A 16,249-nucleotide genomic window follows, 5' to 3' on the forward strand; every position below is an offset into this window, starting at 1 on the left:
CGCAAGCGCTCAACCCGGTGGTTTGCTAACCGATTGTAACAAGGGCTGCGGCAGGGCAAGGATAGGGGCATCACTCCTGCCATTGTGAGTCGTCAATGTCGCGTTCCAGCCTGCTTCGTTCCGCCGCCATCCTGTGCTGCATCGCCAGCGCCGCCTCTGCGCAAACCCCCGCTAAACCGTCGCGCGTCAATCCGCTGACCGTGCCCAGCACGCTGCCGTTCCAGGCGCCGCGCTTCGACCAGATCAAGGACACCGATTACCAGCCCGCGCTCGAGCAGGGCATGGCGGAACAGATCGCCGAGATGAAGGCGATCGCGAACAACCCGGCCGCACCGACCTTCGCCAACACGATCGAGGCGATGGAGCGCTCGGGGCGCACGCTCGACCGCGCAAGCCAGGCGTTCTTCGGCGTGTCGCAGGCGAACACCAACGACGCGCTCGACGCGGTACGGTCCGCCGAGGCGCCCAAGCTCGCGCAGCACAGCGACGCGATCTATCTCGATCCGACGCTCTTCGCGCGCGTCCAGGCGCTCTACGCAAAGAAGGACTCGCTAGGTCTCGATGCCGAGCAGAAGCAGGTCCTTGAGATCTATCACAGCGACTTCCTCCACGCCGGCGCACAGCTGAACGACGCCGACAAGGCTAAGCTGCGCCTGCTCAACACGCAGATCTCGACCGCGACGACCGACTTCCAGCAGAAGCTGCTCGCCGGCACCAAGGCGGGCGCGCTGGTGGTCGACGACAAGGCCAAGCTCGCTGGGCTGAGCGAAGCCGAGATCGCCGCCGCTGCCGAGGGCGCGAAGGAGCGGGGCATGCCCGGCAAATACGTGCTGTCGCTCCAGAACACGACGCAGCAGCCGGCGCTCGCCTCGCTCTCCGATCGTGCGACCCGCGCGGCGCTGTTCGAGAAGAGCTGGAACCGGTCGCAGCGCGGCGACGCTAACGATACGCGCGCGCTGATCCAGAAGATCGCACAGTTGCGCGCGCAGAAGGCGCAGTTGCTCGGCTATCCGAACTACGCCGCCTATTCGCTGTACGATCAGATGGCGAAGACCCCCGCCGCGGCGAAGGGCTTCATGACGCAGCTCGTCCCCGCGACCGCCGCGGAGCAGCGTCGCGAGGCGGCCGAGTTGCAGAAGACGATCAACGCGACCGGCGCCTCGTTCCCGCTCACGCCGTCCGACTGGGATTTCTATTCGGACAAGGTGCGCAAGGCGAAGTACGACCTCGACCAGAACGAGCTGAAGCCGTATTTCGAGATCAGCCGCGTGCTGACCGACGGTGTGTTTTTCGCAGCGAACCAGCTCTACGGCGTCACCTTCAAGGAACGCCGCGACATCCCGACCTACCAGCCGGACATCCGCGTCTTCACGGTGTTCGACAAGGACGGCTCCGAACTGGGCCTGATGTATTTCGATTACTGGAAGCGTGACAACAAGGCGGGCGGCGCGTGGATGTCGAACTTCGTCGGCCAGTCGAAGCTGCTGAAGACGAAACCCGTCGTGTATAACGTCGGCAACTTCACCAAGCCCGCGCCGGGCCAGCCTGCGCTGATCACGTTCGACGACGTCACGACGATGTTCCACGAATTCGGCCATGCGCTGCACGGGTTGTTCGCGAACCAGACCTATCCGCTGGTGTCGGGCACCAACACCGCACGCGACTGGGTCGAGTTCCCGTCGCAGTTCAACGAGCATTGGGCGCTCGATCCCAAGGTCTTCGCGAACTATGCCAAGGATTACCGCACCGGTGCGGTGATGCCGCAGGCGCTCGTCACGAAGATCAAGAACGCGGCGAAGTTCAACCAAGGCTATGAGCTTGGCGAACTGGTTGCCGCTGCGACGCTCGATCAGGACTGGCATTCGCTGCCAGCGTCGGCCGGGCCGCAGGACGTCGATGCGTTCGAGACCAAGGCGCTGAACTCGATGGGCCTCGACACGAAGGACGTCCCGCCGCGCTATCGCACGAGCTATTTCGCGCACATCTGGGCGGGTGGTTATGCGGCTGGCTACTACGCGTATCTGTGGACGCAGATGCTCGATAACGATGCGTATGCGTGGTTCATGGCGCATGGCGGGCTGACGCGCGCGAACGGCCAGCGCTTCCGCGACATGATCCTGTCGAAGGGCCATACCGAGGATTACGGTCCGATGTTCAAGGCGTTCTACGGCAAGGATCCGGATATCGGCCCGATGCTGGAAGACCGCGGCCTGACGGCGACGACGAAATAAGGCGGACAGCGGTGCGGCGGTCTTTCGGAACGCTGCACCGCACCATATTAAATCTGTAGCGTAACGGTCATCCGACTGTCTCGCCGTGCCAATAGGCGCAGCCCCGGGAGTGACGATCGATCGATCTCGCTAGGGGTTTTCAAGAATGACGAAGTTTTCTCGTACGGCGTTTTCTCGTACGGCCGCGCGGCTGTTGTGCGGCGCTATCGGTTTTGTCGTGGTTGGCGTGCCAATAACTGCAACGGCGCAGACGCTGGTCGCTACGGACGCGGAGCCGGGTTCGACCGCTCCGGTGGCCGATCCCGCCGATCCAGCAACCCCGCCCGCCGGGCAGGATGATACGATCGTCGTCACCGGCGCGAACACGCGATCGGTGACGCAGGTCAGCGGCGTCGACATGCAGAAGATCCTTCCCGGCGTCAGTCCGTTGAAGGCGCTCCAGACGCTGCCGGGCGTCACCTTCCTGACCGCTGATCCATGGGGCAACAACGAGCAGAACATCTCGCTGTTCGTACACGGCTTCAACGCACAGCAGCTCGGCTACACGCTCGACGGCCTGCCGCTCGGCGATCAGAATTACGGCAACTACAACGGCTTGTCGCCGCAACGTGCGATCATCTCGGAAAACGTCTCGCGCGTGACGCTGGCCAGCGGCGCGGGCGATCTTGGCACTGCCTCGACCAGCAACCTCGGCGGTACGATCGATACCTTCTCGAGCGATCCGCGCAAGGAGATGGGCGTCCAGGTCGACCAGACGCTCGGCAGCCATTCGACCTCCCGACTGTTCGCGCGGATCGACAGCGGCGATCTGGGCAACGGCAACGCGTTCTATATCTCGGGCTCGCGGCAGAAGGCTAAGGCGTGGGATTTCAACGGTATCCAAGGCGGCTATCAGGCTAATGCCAAGTTCGTCCACGATGACTCGAACGGCAAGCTGACGCTCTACGGCGCGTATTCGGACAAGACCGAGCCGAACGAGGATGCGACCGTCGTCACGACGGCGACGCAAGGCACCGCGCCGTATGTCCGCCCGTTCGTCTATCCCAATTTCAACGCAATGCTGACCTATCTCAACTCCGGCGCGTACAAGGCGGACGGGTCGAACTACCGCAATTACTACGGCGTCGCGGCGCGCACCGACTATCTCGGCTACGTGAAATACGACTGGAACGTCAGCGACCGCGTGACCTTCTCGAACCAGGCCTATTATCATCACAATGACGGTGTCGGTGTCATCGGCGGGCCGATCGACGTTGCCGGCCTCCCCAAATTGTTCTCGTTCTACTATCCGGGCCAGAACCTCACCCAGGTGTTCGGCGGCTCGGGCCTCGCGACGCGTACCACCGAATACCGCATCGACCGCGGTGGCCTCGTCTCCACCGTCGCGCTCGATCTCGGCGCGCATCATGTCGAGTTCGGCGCCTGGTACGAACATCAGAGCTCGTCCGCCTATCGCCGCTGGTATCCGTTTCCGGTCAACGATCCGAGCACGCCGTACCAGCGCCCGCGTGAGGAACTGACACCGCTGATCACGCAATATCACAGCGAAGTCCGCGTCGACGAATACCAGGCGCATATCCAGGACAGCTGGAAGGTCCTGCCGACGCTGACGATCCAGGGCGGGGTGAAGAGCACGTTCCAGAATGCGTCGCAGCGCGTGCCGACGCAGCCGATCCCGGGCTCGTTCACCGGCTCGGTCGCGCTGCCGGTCGGCAAGATCGACACGCACAAATACTTCCTGCCTCAGCTTGGTGCGCTGTGGGATACGACCGACAACGAACAGGTGTTCGTCAACGTCCAGAAGAACATCCGCCAGTTCCAGACGAGTGCCGCCGCCGGATTGTCGCCGTTCGCACTCGGCAGCCAGGCGGCGTTCGACCTGTTCAAGCAGGACGTCGAGCCCGAGACGAGCTGGACCTATGAGGCGGGCTTGCGCTCGCATCATGCGCTGAACCTTGGCCCGTTGACCGGCTTCGATGGCCAGATCAGCGTCTATCACGTCGACTTCAGCAATCGCCTGCTCGGGATCAGCCCGAACCCGGTTGTGACTGCGGTCGTCAGCGGCGCGGCGATCCTGCAGAACGTCGGTGCGGTGAAAACCGACGGGTTCGACATCGCCGGTACGTTCCGGTTCGGCTCGCACTTCTCGTTCTACGATGCGCTGTCGTACAACAACTCGCGGTACGAGGAGAACTACATCAGCGGGACGAGCACGGTCGCAACCGCGGGCAAGAAGGTGCCGGGCAGCCCCGACTGGCTCAACAAGTTCACCGCCTCGGCCAATTACGACATCTTCGACGCGCAACTCGTCGGCGACTATATCGGCAAGCGGTTCGCGACCTACACTAACGACCTGTCGGTGCCGTCCTACTTCACGCTGTCGGGCCGCATCGCCGCGCACGTACCGCTGTCGGAAGGGGAGATCGTCAAGACGGCGACGGTCAGCCTGAACGTCACCAACATCACGAACAAGCGCGCCGCCTCGACGCTCAGCATCGGCGCGGCGAGCGGGACGTTCAACCAGTTCCCGGTCGCACCCCGCCAGGTGTTCGGGACCATCAGCGTCGGCTTCTGAAGCGCGAAGGGGGCCTCGGGCTTGCCGGGGTCTCCTACTGTGCGTCCGTCGTCGGGAATACCATCGGAGGATCGCCCGGCTGCCAGGGCGCCGGGCGTATCATGACCCGAGCGAACAACGCCGATGCGAGGTGCCCCGCTAGCCATGCGTGCAGTCGCTCAAACGGCAGGCCGTCGAAATAAGATCGATCGGTTAGCGCGAACTGGCGGACGAACGGCATGATCGCGAGATCGGTCATCGACTGGGGACTGCTGCCGAGACTGCCGGTAGCACGCAGCCGCTCGTCCAGATCGCGAAGCAAAACGGTCGCTGCATCACGGTGCCCGACCGGATCGACATCGTAGCGATCAGCATATTTGTAGCGGTCGAGATGGTATTTGAACTCGCCGTCGTTCGTTGCGATCAACCCGGTGTCGCTACAGGTCGGCCACTCGGCATCGCCTGTGTTCGTACTAGCCCAGCGCATGATGTCGAGGCTCTGGTCGATCACCGTACCGTCCGGCAGCACGAGCACCGGCACGGTTCCCTTGGGCGACGCGTCGAGCATTGCCACTGGCTTGTCTCGCAAGACGATCTCGCGCAGTTCGACCTGGCGATCGTTCGCCGCGATCGCGAGACGCGCGCGCATCGCGTAGGGGCACCGTCGGAAACTGTAGAGGATCGGCATCATCGGACCTGCATAATGCGAGCGGGCGTCCAGGTCGCCTGATCCTCAAGACAGTCGGGGCTACCGCGATCGATACCGTGGAACGGCATCGATCGCGGCAAGGCCATCAACTCAGAAACGATAGCCGATCGTCGCCTGAGCGGTCCGCCGATTACCGTACCAGCACCAACCGTAATCGAGGTAACACGTGCTGATATACTTCTTGTCGAACAGGTTCGTGACGTTCGCGGAGACGGTCAATCCCTTCAACCGCGACGAAAGCGCGCCGATGTCGTAGCGGATGAGTGCGTCGGCCAGCGTGTAGGACGGCGTGTTGGTCGGTGCGCCGGGCGTGGCACCATAGGGATAGGTGCCGGCATACACCTTGTCGACGTGACGCACCGCGCCACCGATCGCGAAGCCCTGCAATGCGCCGTCGTTGGGAGCCCATTCGAGGTTTGCCGAGATCCCGCCGCGGCCGACGCCTAGAATACCCTTGCCGATATTCGCGGGGTTCGTATCCTCGATCGTCTTGAGACGCTGGCGGCTGAAAGCGAGTTTGGCATTGAAGCCGTAGGGCAGGGGGGCGGTCGCCTCGACCTCAACGCCTCGTGACCGGACTTTGCCCGCCTGTGTCACCAGGTTTGTCAGCGGGTTCGACGTCACAAGGTTGGTCTGGTCGATCTTGAACCAAGCGGCCGTGAGAAGGATCGGGGTGCCGGGCACAGTATATTTAACGCCCGCCTCGATCTGCTTGCCGGAAGACGGCTTGGCAACTTCACCCAGCGCGTCCGGCGTACCAAGGCGCGAGGTTTGCGGCTCGAACGACGTGGAGTAGCTGACGTAGGGGGCAAGGCCGATCGACGTCGTGTAGAGTGCACCTGCACGCCACGTGAACTTTTCCGACTTGCTGGTTTGGCCGTAAGCGTCGATCCGCGCCCAGTCCTGGCGTCCGCTCAGTACTACCCGCAAGCCGCCCACCGACATCTGGTCCTGCGCGTACACCCCCTGCTGGCGAAGATTGACTTGGTTTCGTTGTGGCGTGCTGTCCGGAACGGTCAGCGGCGTTCGCGGTACGGGCATCGTTCCGTAGACCGGATTGAAGGCGTCGATGTCGGTGGCAGAGCCAAAGGCGACGAACTGCTTGGCGTGCGAAACCTGGCGATCGGTGCCGAACAGGATGTCATGCTTTACAGGACCCGTAATGACCGTTCCATGCAGTTGGTTGTCGAACGTCCAGGCATTCAACTGTTCATCGGATGCGTAGGAGTACCGGTCGTAGAGGCGTTGCGCCGGATCGTTACTGTCGAGCGAGCCGCCCGGATAGACGATCCCCAGCTTCGAACTGACATACTGGTAGCGACCCGACGATCGAAGGCTCCAGCCGCTGCCGAAATCATGATTGAAGATGTAGGTGAGCGCAGCCTGTTCACGCGAAAAGAAATTGTCGGGTTCGCCGCCGTCCCATTTAGTCGACAGCTTGCCGTTGGGATTTTCGAGGAAAGTCCCAGATGCCGGAAACACGCTGTACGTACCGTTCTTCGGGTCATGCGAATATGCGCCGAGCAACGTGAAGCTGCTCGAGCTGCCTGATCCCACGGTCACGGCGGCGGACACCGTCTGGCGCTCGCGCTCGCCGAAGCGCTGCTGTGTAGACGCGCCATTCGCACTGCCGTTGATGCGCCACAGCACGCCTTCGCCGGCGCGACCGCCAATATCGGCATCGACGCGGTACAGGTCGTAGTTGCCGTACGATCCGCTAATCGCGCCGTACAAGTTCCGATCGAGCGGCATCTTACTCGACAAAGCTACAAGGCCGCCCGGTCCCGATTGGCCGTAAAGCACGGAAGCCGGGCCCTTGACGACTTCGATCCGATCGAGACGCGACACGTCGATCTGCGGTGACAGATAGCCGACGCCACCCTGAAGCTTCAGCCCATCGAGGAATTGCGGTGCGTCGAAACCACGGAGCTTAAACTGGTCGTAGACTTCCGCACTCGATCCGCGTTGCTCCGGCGTCACGCCGGCCACGAAACGCAGCGCTTGGTTAAGGTTCTGCAGGCCAAGACCTGCGATGTCGTCGGCGGTGATGACTGTGATCGACTGTGGCGTCTCGGCGAGCGGCGTATCGGTTTTCGTTCCGGACGATGCCTGGTCTCGCGGATGCTGTCCGGTTACGACGATCACCTCTGACGCGTCTTCACGCAAGGTTTGCGCATAGCCTGGCGCGGCGGCGAAGGCGGCGGAGCCCAGCAGGATGGCGATGCCAAGGCGACGTGTCATATGATTCCCTTTACGTTATGACGCCCGGCTAATGTTTTTGATAACTATTATCAATAGCTGCTGATCCTCGAAACCACATAGCGCTTGCTTCTGCGGTAATACGGCAACACCTGACCCCCAACGGTATGAGTGGAATGGGCGACCGAGATGAGCGGCAAGATACTGGCGGTCGAAATTGCGATGGCGGGGGATGCATCCTGGTTCGGCAAGCACCCCGATCGCAGGCTGCGGATCCGCAACATGGTGGTGGGCGAATTCAGCGACGTGGGCGGCCAGCCCCCAGTCGGCATGGCATGGCGGACGATCATTCTGGAAGCTCAGCCCGGCGCGCGAAGTCGGCAGGCAATCGCGCTTCCGATCGGCATGGATGTTGACGCGTTCGACGACGACGATCTGTTCGATCTGTTCCTTCGCCTCGCTCCACCCGGCGCCCGAACGATGATTGCCGCATTGCGCCAGGTTAAGTTGCCTGCAGCCCCGGAATATTGAGTCCTTCGTCGGGACTTCGCCTCACGCGATCATAAATGGGGATATAGGACAAGATGAGGTTTTCGCGTGACGGACTGCGCTTCTAAACGCTCAGGCTCCTGCTAGCTTGGTCCACAGTGATGCGCTGCCGAAGGGCGCTGCATCCTCGGTGCCCTGCCCGGATACGAGAGTGTCGCACGGACGGGCGGGGCACCTCGTTCATTTCAAATTCACCTGCGAAGGGCATAGCGCGGCGTAGAGGCTTCGCCCAAGTAACGCGTACCTTCAGCGCCCCGTCGGTTTCAGTCACACGGACGGGCGGGGCGCTATCTCGTTCAGGCCAAGCCCTGTCGCAACAGTCGCGCATCGATCAGGTCGAGTTCGCGGCCGAGTTGCTCCGCCAGTTCGACACCGATCTCCCGGCGCCGTGCTAGGTCGAAGATCGCGTTACGCTCGGCACGCACTGCGGCGAGTCGCATGTCGCGTTCGATCTTCACATCGCCCTGTCGCATGCGGTCTTCGGGCAGCGACGAGAGGCTGTCGATGCGTTCTCGGTACTGGTCCATCAAGCGCGCGGCGACGTCGGTGAAGCGGTCGGGATCGTCGCGCCCTTCGGCCATCCGATGCTGGACGCGGTCGAGTTCGGCGATTGCCGCGTTGGCCGCGACCAGCCGCGCCTGATCGCGTGCGGCGCCGATCCCGGTTTCAGGCGGCAGGCTGAGGCCGCGCAGCAGCAACGGCAGCGCGACTGCAGCAATCACGAGCGAGGACAGGATCACGCCCGACGCCAAGAAGATCACAAGGTCGCGGGCCGGGAACGGGGTACCGTCGGCAAGGCTCAACGGGAGCGTGAGCGCGCCAGCCAACGTGATCGCCCCGCGTGCGCCTGCGCACGACATTGCCGCGATGATGCGCCGTGGCGGGCTCTCACCGGCGGTCGTATCGTTGCGCCGCCGCGCGCGCAGCATCGTGAACTGCAGCGAAACCCAGACCCAGCCGTAGCGAAGAATCGCCAGACCGGCGACCACCGCGACGACATACACGGCCAACCACCACGGGCTGACATGGCCGGTCGACGTGACGGTATCGCGTGCGCGCACGAACACCTCGGGTAATTGCTCGCCCAGCAGCACGAAGATCACGCCGTTCAACGTGAATTGCAGCATGTCCCACACCGCGCGCCTGCGGATGCGGGTTCCTGCGGCGACGGCGGTGGTCGCGTCGGTAAAGGTCATCGCGATGCCAGCGGCGGCGGCCGCGAGAACTCCGGACGCGTGGATGTGTTCGGCCAGCAGATAGGCGGCGAACGGGATCAACAGGCTGACGAGGATGTTCGAGCCGGCCTCGTCGCCGAACCGGCGTGCAAAGGCGCTCTTCGTCGCGACGATACCCAGCGCGACGCCGACGCCGATCGCAACCCCGGCGATCGCCATCCACGCGAACGTCGCGGCGGCATCGGCGAACGAGAAGGTGCCGGTCAGCACGGCGGCTATCGCAAAGCGGACACAGACCAGACCGGACGCGTCGTTCAGCAACGCCTCGCCCTCAAGGATATGCATCATTCGCTTCGGAATCGGCGCGTTCTGGGCGACCGCGGAGACGGCAATTGGATCGGTCGGCGACACTACCGCTGCGAGTGCGAACGCGACGCCGAGCGGCATCGCCGGGATCAGCCAGTGAACGAACAAGCCCATGCCGAGCACCGTGAGGAAGACGAGCCCCAACGCCAGCCCCAGCACGGCACCGCGATCGCGGAAGAGTTCGTCCTTGGGGATCCGCCAGCCATCGAGGAACAATAGTGGCGGCACGAGCAGCAGGAAGAAGAGTTCGGGATCGAGTTCTACCCGAACATGCGCCACCATGCCGATCAGTGCGCCGAGCGCGATCTGGACGAGCGGCCGGGGTAGCGCCGATGGCAGCATGCGCGAGGCGATGCCGCTTACCACGACGGCGAGCAACAGGAACAGGCACAAGGTCACAATCTGCAAACCGGACTCCTCGAAATGTTAAAGGCGCGGCAGGCGCGCATAACGGTCGTCGGGACCGCGAGGTATTCCACAAGGATAGCAGAGAACCCAAAATGTCGGAAGCGCACACTGGTTTTTTAGAAACGCAGCAATACCGGGCGTGCCGTACGACGTTCCGATCAAACCGCCCCGCGATCGATACGGAGCATATGATCCCCCCGAAAGCTTGGCCAAGGTCGCTCAAAAATTGTCGCGGGGGTTGGAAGAGGACGCCTGTGTACGGTACGCGGGCGGAATACGCCTCACCAGCTTGGCTGGTCCCCTTCACCATGTCCGCAACGGACGTACGAAAGTGATCGCATGACTAAATTCCTGGCGTTCGGCGAGATCATGCTGCGACTTTCCCCGCCAGGCCGTGAGTTACTGATGCAGACGCCAAGGTTCGACGTGTGGATCGCCGGCGCGGAAGCCAATGTCGTTACGCAGCTTGCCCGGCTTGGACATGATGTCGGGATGGCGACCATGGTTCCGGACAATGATCTAGGGCGTGCGGCGATAACGACGTTGCGTGGATACGGTGTCGACACGTCGACCATCATACGTGACGGCGAGCGGATGGGACTGTATTTCGTGACGTCCGGCGCGGGGCTGCGTGCAACCGAAGTAATCTACGATCGCGCCTGGTCGTCGTTCGCGGAGGCGCCCGCGGACAGCTGGGACTGGAGTTCGCTGCTTGCGGGCGTCGATCGGTTCCATTTGTCCGGCATTACCCCTGCCTTGGGTCCGGTTCCGGCGAAGGCGGCGCTCACGGCGGTTCGCGCAGCGACGGAACGCGGCATCCCGGTCTCGTTCGACGGCAATTGGCGTGGCAAGCTCTGGGAGCGGTGGGACTCGGATCCACGGACCATATTGACGGAACTTGTCGAGCATGCCGACCTGATGTTCGGCAATCACCGCGACATCGCCTTGCTACTCGACCGCGCGTTCTCCGGCGATGCGGACGACCGTCGGCGCGAGGCGGCCGAGGCAGCGTTCGCGGCATTCCCTCGCCTGCAGACGATCGCCTCAACCGCGCGGCACGTCGAGCACGTCGACCTTCACCGTCTCTCAGCACGGATCGACACGCGCCAGGAGCACGTCCAAACCGCCGAGGTCGTGCTGGCCGGGATCGTCGATCGGATCGGCGGCGGCGACGCGTTCGCGGCCGGCGTGTTGCACGGGCTTCGCTCGGGTCAGGATATCGCAACGACCGCACGTATCGGTCTTGCGCTCGCCGCCCTGAAACATTCGCTGCCGGGCGACGCAAGCTTGTTCCTTCAGACGGATATCGATGCCTATCTCGCCGGCGGGCTCGATGTCCGCCGTTAATTGGGGAGCGGGTCCAGCCCGTTAGATTTCGTCAGGGCCGAATCCCAACGCGGCCGTCAACGACGTCCGCGCACGCTTGCACCGCTCCCAGAGATCCGGATCGCCGAGATCGTCGGGCGCAATCGCTTCGGGCCATTCGCGCGCGATGACAGCCTCGATCCGGTTGCAAGCGGCGTCGTCCAGCAGGAACCGGGGATCAATTGCTGCGTAGGCGTCGGCATCGACCTGAACGCGAAACCTGAGGCATGCTGGGCCGCCGCCGTTTCGCATGGATTCGCGAACGTCGACCACCTCCAGACGTGTAATCGGACTTTCAGCCGCCATCAGCTCTGATAGCCATGCCCAGACGTCGGTATTCTCCCGCGCTTCTGCGGGTAAGACGAGGGTCATGCCGCCGTCCGGCATCGTGACGAGCTGCGAGTTGAACAGATAGGTCTTGATCGCGGAGTCCAGGCTGACGCGGTCCGCCGGAACCTCGACGATCACTGCACCTGGAACACGTGCCGTGACGGCATCATACAGCGCGGCAGGGTCTGCAAACGCCTGGGCATGCGCGAACAGTACATGACCGTTCGCCACGGCCACCACGTCATTGTGAAACGCGCCGGCCGCGATCGCGGCGTCGCTCTGCCGCACCATCAGCGTACACGACGGATCGGTTCCATGACGTCTTGCAACCGCCTCGCTTGCGGTTCGATGCTGGCGTGAGGGAAAGCCCCCCGCATGGCCTTCACCGTGAACGAATATCTCGACCGCGGCGCCACCGTCGGAAGGCACTAGCCGCATGAAATTCGCCGCGCCCTCGTCACCGAAGGCGGAGGGCAGGGGCCCATGGACGCGGAAATACCGAGGGTCTGCAAAAGCTAGGCGAAGTTGGCGCTCGGTCTGCGCTGCCTCGCTGGCGCGATGAGGCATCGTCGAAAGGTTCGCCACCGAAATATGGCACAGTCCATCGGACGTATCCGATGCGGGCGAAACGGTGCCCGCATTCGCTGTCCACATCGCCGAGGCCGACATTGCGTTGGCTACCAGTGCACGGTCGGCAGTCCACGCCGACGCAAGGACTTCCGGATCGCTGCCCACGAAGCCCAGAGCTCGCAGCCACCCCATGTTCGGGCGGTCATGCGGAAGGAAGATGCCTTGCCTAAGTTCCATCGCCATCATTCGCCGCATCTTCGCGATGCCCTGAAGCGCGGCGATACGAGGCGCCGATACCCCGCCCGCGTTGGCAGACGACGCGCGATTACCGACCGAGAGGCCGGCATAATTGTGGGAAGGACCGACGATCCCGTCGAAATTGATCTCGATCACGGCGTCACTCCTTCGTCCCATCGGCAGGGGCTCCAACACGGCAGTATCCGCATCGAGCGGAACGGATAGCCGAAATAGGTAACGGCGTAAAAGGTCGTTGGCGCTGCTTGGGCTTGCTCACCGTTCGTAGCTGAGTTACGTTACTACTACACCATTGCAGGAATTTTGATGCGCGCCTCATATTTCGCCGGTTTCACCGCCCTATTGCTGTCGACGACGGCTCAGGCGAATTCTGCACCCGCACCCGCACCCGCACCCGCACCCGAGGCGCCGGCCAAGGCGATCGTGACCGCTGACGCGAATGCGCCGAAGGGCCGGCTGTCCGATGCGGCGATACCCAATGCCTATCGCCTCGATTTCACGATCCTGCCGGAAAAGGACAGCTTCTCCGGGCGTAACGAGATCGACGTCACGCTGAAGGCGCCGACGAAGTCACTGTACATGCACGGCCGCGACCTCAAGATCACCAAGGCGGTCGCCCTGATCGGCGGGAAGGCGACGTCTGCGGTCTTCACGCAGGTCGACCAGACCGGCACCGCGCGGCTGGACTTTGCGAAGACGCTTCCCGCCGGCCCGGCGACGCTGGCGTTCGAGTATACCGGCAGCTTGGGCGACAGCGCGTCGGGGCTGTTTCACGTCAAGGTCGGCGACGCCTGGTATAGCTGGACCCAGTTCGAGAGCATCGACGCGCGAGCCGCCTTCCCAAGCTTCGACGAGCCTGGCTTCAAGACGCCGTTCACCGTCTCGGTCACGACGCATCCGGGCTTCGTCGCCGTCAGCAACGCGCCGCAGGTTGCGGTCACCAAGGTGACGGGCGGGCTGGAAAAGCACCAGTTCGCCCCGACCAAGCCGCTCCCGACCTACCTCGTCGCGTTCGATACGGGGCCGTTCGTCCACCAGACCGGAATGATCCCGCCGACGCCCGAACGGCCCGCGCCGATGCCCTATGGCGCGGTTGCCACCACGGCACAGAAGGACAAGATGGGCTATGTGATGGCAGAGACGCCGCGCATCGTCTCGTTGCTTGAAAACTACTTCGGTGAGCCGTTCCCCTTCCCCAAGCTGGATCAGATCGGTACGCCGATCATGGCCGGCGCGATGGAGAATGCAGGCGCCGATACGTATGGCGACGGCATCATCTTCCTGGCGCCAGGCGCCACGACCCGCGACAAGCAGTCGTTTGGGATGATCGTCGCGCACGAACTGTCGCACCAATGGTTCGGCGATCTCGTGACCCCGGCCTGGTGGGATGACATCTGGCTGAACGAAAGCTTCGCCAACTGGATGGGCTATCGGATCGGCAACGAGTGGCGCCCGGAACTCAAGATCGGTGTCGGCGCGCTGGCCGAGGGCTTCGGTACGATGAATACCGATGCACTGGAGGTCGGGCGCCCGATCCACCAGCCGATCACCGAGAATGGCCAGATCGACTCCGCATTCGACAACATCACCTACGGCAAGGGCGGGCAGGTCGTGGCCATGATCGCCGCCTATCTCGGCGACGAGAAGTTCAAGGCCGGCGTCCGCCTCCATCTCAAGCGCCACGCTTACGGCAATGCGACATCGGAGCAATTCTTCGAATCGATCTCCGACGCGGCAAAGGATCCGCGCGTGCTCGCCGCGCTGAAGTCTTTCGTCGATCAGCAGGGTGTGCCGGTGGTCGACGTCCGCCGACAGGGCAGCGGTATCGTCGCGACCCAATCACGTTACGTGTTTCTAGGCTCGTCCCCGCCGCCACTGAGTTGGACTATCCCGTTCTGCGTGCGTGTCGGCGCATCGAAGCAGTGCGCGCTGCTCGACAAGCCGGCGACATCTCTAGCCGCGCCGGGTTCAGGCGTGATCATGCCCAATGTCGGCGGCGCAGGCTATTACCGCTTCAATCTCGCTCCTGCCGACTGGCAGTCGCTGATCGCAGCTTCGGGGACATTGTCGCCAGGCGAAGCGCTTGCCACCACCGACAGCCTGTGGGCGGCGTTCCGGGCGGGCAAGGCACCGGCGGCGTGGCTGTTCGCGGAAGCGCGTGCGGTCGCGGCTAACCCGGACGCGACCGCCAGCATGGACGGCGGGCGGCGGATCACAGGGTTGCGCGCTCGCGGTCTAATTCCCGCGGCTTCGCTGCCCGGTTATCGTGCAGTGCTGGCGTCGATCTACACGCCGCGCCTTGCTGCGCTCGGGTTCGATCCCGCCGCTGGCGCCTATGCCAAGGACGACCCCGACCAGCAGAGCCTGCGCCACGACCTGGTCGAACTGGTCTCGGACGAGGCCGGCGACACCGCAGTGCGGAACACGCTCAAAACCGCCGGCGAAAAATACCTCGCCGGCAATTCGGGCGCGTTGGATACCGGGTTCCTCGGCAGCGCGCTGACCGTGGTGGCACAGGAGGGCGGATTGCCGGTGGTCAAATCGCTGATCGATAAAGCGTTGGCGAGCGAAGATCCGACCTTCCGCCAGACGGCGATCGGCGCGGCGGCATCCAGTGGCCATGCCGATGCGGCCGCGTATCTACTCGGCCTCGATGACAAGCGGATGCGGAGCTACGACAGGATCGGCCTGATCTTCGGCGTCGTCGGTAATCCGGACACCCGAGACCTCGGTACCGACTGGATCCTTACCAATTACGACAAGCTCCTCGCCGGCGGCAACGGCATCTTCCTCACCAGCCGCCTTCCTCAGGCCCTTGCCACGCAGTGCGGTGCCGATCGGGCCGACCGGATCGATGCAAAGGTGGGCGCGCTGATCCGCAAGGCCGATGTCGGCGTCCTAGGGTATGAGCGTACACTGGAGAGCATTCGACATTGCGGCGTTCTGCGGCAGGCCAAGTCGGCGGAAATTGCGGCTGCGCTCGCCGTCAAATAAGTTTGGGCACCCCGCGGCGTTTCGCGTCGATGCCGCGGGGTGCGTTCCGGCTATCAGCATAGGCGCGCGTCTTACCGCTGTTTCTTCGTGACGCTGGCGGTGAAGTCGGGATCCTTGTTCGCCACCCAGTCAACGAACTTCCGCACGGCGGGGTTGGCCAGAAGGGCGTCCACATCCAGCGCATGACGTTGAAGTTCGGAGTTGGTGAAGTTGGCCGTCAGATTTTGCTGGCAGATCGGGTGCATCGGTACGACGTCCCGCCCGCCGCGGCTTTTTGGCACCGGATGATGCCAGACGACGACCTTGCCGGTGGGCCGGCCACAGAGCCAGCACGTTAGAATCTCTGCGGGCGCCTCTTCCTCGTTTCGTACGTCGTCGCTGAAACCGTGTTTCGAATGCTTTCGCGCCATATGGCTACCGGGTCCCTGATGCGCCGCTTCCTGCGGTATGGTTGATCTCCCCACCTTTGCCGAAATCGTCGACCTAAGCGACTGGCCAATTCGCCAGCTCGAGACCACGCCGACCGGTACGTCATCGTAAACGT

Annotated in this window: 10 protein-coding genes; 5 read left to right on the forward strand and 5 right to left on the reverse strand. The window is 63.3% G+C overall.

What is annotated here, in order from left to right; translation table 11 throughout:
* Positions 1-95 precede the first annotated feature (95 nt).
* Together O6X71_RS04100 and O6X71_RS04105 are read left to right on the forward strand one after the other, a co-directional pair.
* Positions 96-2,231 carry a M3 family metallopeptidase gene (locus tag O6X71_RS04100; RefSeq protein ID WP_353464569.1) on the forward strand — a complete coding sequence of 712 codons (2,136 nt, stop codon included), beginning with the start codon at positions 96-98 and terminating at the stop codon, positions 2,229-2,231.
* A gap of 145 nt (positions 2,232-2,376) precedes the next feature.
* Positions 2,377-4,806: a TonB-dependent receptor gene (locus tag O6X71_RS04105; RefSeq protein WP_353464570.1), complete on the forward strand. Its 2,430-nt coding sequence runs from the start codon at positions 2,377-2,379 to the stop codon at positions 4,804-4,806.
* 34 nt (positions 4,807-4,840) lie between these two features.
* Here O6X71_RS04105 and O6X71_RS04110 read toward each other — a convergent pair whose 3' ends face one another.
* Together O6X71_RS04110 and O6X71_RS04115 are read right to left on the reverse strand one after the other, a co-directional pair.
* Positions 4,841-5,476, reverse strand: a complete 636-nt coding sequence (locus O6X71_RS04110) for a glutathione S-transferase (protein WP_353464571.1) — start codon at positions 5,474-5,476, stop codon at positions 4,841-4,843.
* A 108-nt stretch (positions 5,477-5,584) separates the two neighbouring features.
* Positions 5,585-7,735, reverse strand: a complete 2,151-nt coding sequence (locus tag O6X71_RS04115; RefSeq protein ID WP_353464572.1) for a TonB-dependent siderophore receptor — start codon at positions 7,733-7,735, stop codon at positions 5,585-5,587.
* 147 nt (positions 7,736-7,882) lie between these two features.
* Between O6X71_RS04115 and O6X71_RS04120 the strand changes: the two genes are divergently transcribed.
* The gene (locus O6X71_RS04120) at positions 7,883-8,224 is read left to right on the forward strand and encodes a hypothetical protein (protein ID WP_353464573.1); all 342 of its coding nucleotides are present in this window, start codon (positions 7,883-7,885) and stop codon (positions 8,222-8,224) included.
* Positions 8,225-8,538: 314 nt separating this feature from the next.
* Here the strand turns inward: O6X71_RS04120 and O6X71_RS04125 are convergent, their stop codons facing one another.
* Positions 8,539-10,191, reverse strand: a complete 1,653-nt coding sequence (locus O6X71_RS04125) for a Na+/H+ antiporter (protein ID WP_353464574.1) — start codon at positions 10,189-10,191, stop codon at positions 8,539-8,541.
* Between the two features lie 339 nt (positions 10,192-10,530).
* Here O6X71_RS04125 and O6X71_RS04130 point away from each other — a divergent pair, with 339 nt between their 5' ends.
* Positions 10,531-11,538, forward strand: a complete 1,008-nt coding sequence (locus O6X71_RS04130) for a sugar kinase (RefSeq protein ID WP_353464575.1) — start codon at positions 10,531-10,533, stop codon at positions 11,536-11,538.
* A 21-nt stretch (positions 11,539-11,559) separates the two neighbouring features.
* On the opposite strand, the gene O6X71_RS04135 is transcribed toward O6X71_RS04130, so the two are convergent.
* A complete protein-coding gene (locus tag O6X71_RS04135) occupies positions 11,560-12,870 on the reverse strand; it encodes an N-succinylarginine dihydrolase (RefSeq protein WP_353465059.1) in 1,311 nt (436 codons plus the stop codon).
* Positions 12,871-13,017: 147 nt separating this feature from the next.
* Here O6X71_RS04135 and O6X71_RS04140 point away from each other — a divergent pair, with 147 nt between their 5' ends.
* The gene (locus O6X71_RS04140; RefSeq protein ID WP_353464576.1) at positions 13,018-15,705 is read left to right on the forward strand and encodes a M1 family metallopeptidase; all 2,688 of its coding nucleotides are present in this window, start codon (positions 13,018-13,020) and stop codon (positions 15,703-15,705) included.
* 71 nt (positions 15,706-15,776) lie between these two features.
* Here the strand turns inward: O6X71_RS04140 and O6X71_RS04145 are convergent, their stop codons facing one another.
* The gene (locus O6X71_RS04145; RefSeq protein WP_353465060.1) at positions 15,777-16,115 is read right to left on the reverse strand and encodes a hypothetical protein; all 339 of its coding nucleotides are present in this window, start codon (positions 16,113-16,115) and stop codon (positions 15,777-15,779) included.
* Positions 16,116-16,249: the final 134 nt, after the last annotated feature.

It is taken from the genome of Sphingomonas faeni (genome assembly GCF_040407505.1).
Classification (GTDB): Bacteria; Pseudomonadota; Alphaproteobacteria; order Sphingomonadales; family Sphingomonadaceae; genus Sphingomonas; species Sphingomonas faeni_E.

Bases quoted from the DNA above. Each gene is read 5' to 3' on its own strand.
- O6X71_RS04105 (WP_353464570.1), top strand. From the start codon at position 2,377: ATGACGAAGTTTTCTCGTACGGCGTTTTCTCGTACGGCCGCGCGGCTG.
- O6X71_RS04115 (WP_353464572.1), bottom strand. From the start codon at position 7,735: ATGACACGTCGCCTTGGCATCGCCATCCTGCTGGGCTCCGCCGCCTTC.
- O6X71_RS04130 (WP_353464575.1), top strand. From the start codon at position 10,531: ATGACTAAATTCCTGGCGTTCGGCGAGATCATGCTGCGACTTTCCCCG.
- O6X71_RS04145 (WP_353465060.1), bottom strand. From the start codon at position 16,115: ATGGCGCGAAAGCATTCGAAACACGGTTTCAGCGACGACGTACGAAAC.
- O6X71_RS04120 (WP_353464573.1), top strand. From the start codon at position 7,883: ATGAGCGGCAAGATACTGGCGGTCGAAATTGCGATGGCGGGGGATGCA.
- O6X71_RS04100 (WP_353464569.1), top strand. From the start codon at position 96: ATGTCGCGTTCCAGCCTGCTTCGTTCCGCCGCCATCCTGTGCTGCATC.
- O6X71_RS04135 (WP_353465059.1), bottom strand. From the start codon at position 12,870: ATGGGACGAAGGAGTGACGCCGTGATCGAGATCAATTTCGACGGGATC.
- O6X71_RS04110 (WP_353464571.1), bottom strand. From the start codon at position 5,476: ATGATGCCGATCCTCTACAGTTTCCGACGGTGCCCCTACGCGATGCGC.
- O6X71_RS04140 (WP_353464576.1), top strand. From the start codon at position 13,018: ATGCGCGCCTCATATTTCGCCGGTTTCACCGCCCTATTGCTGTCGACG.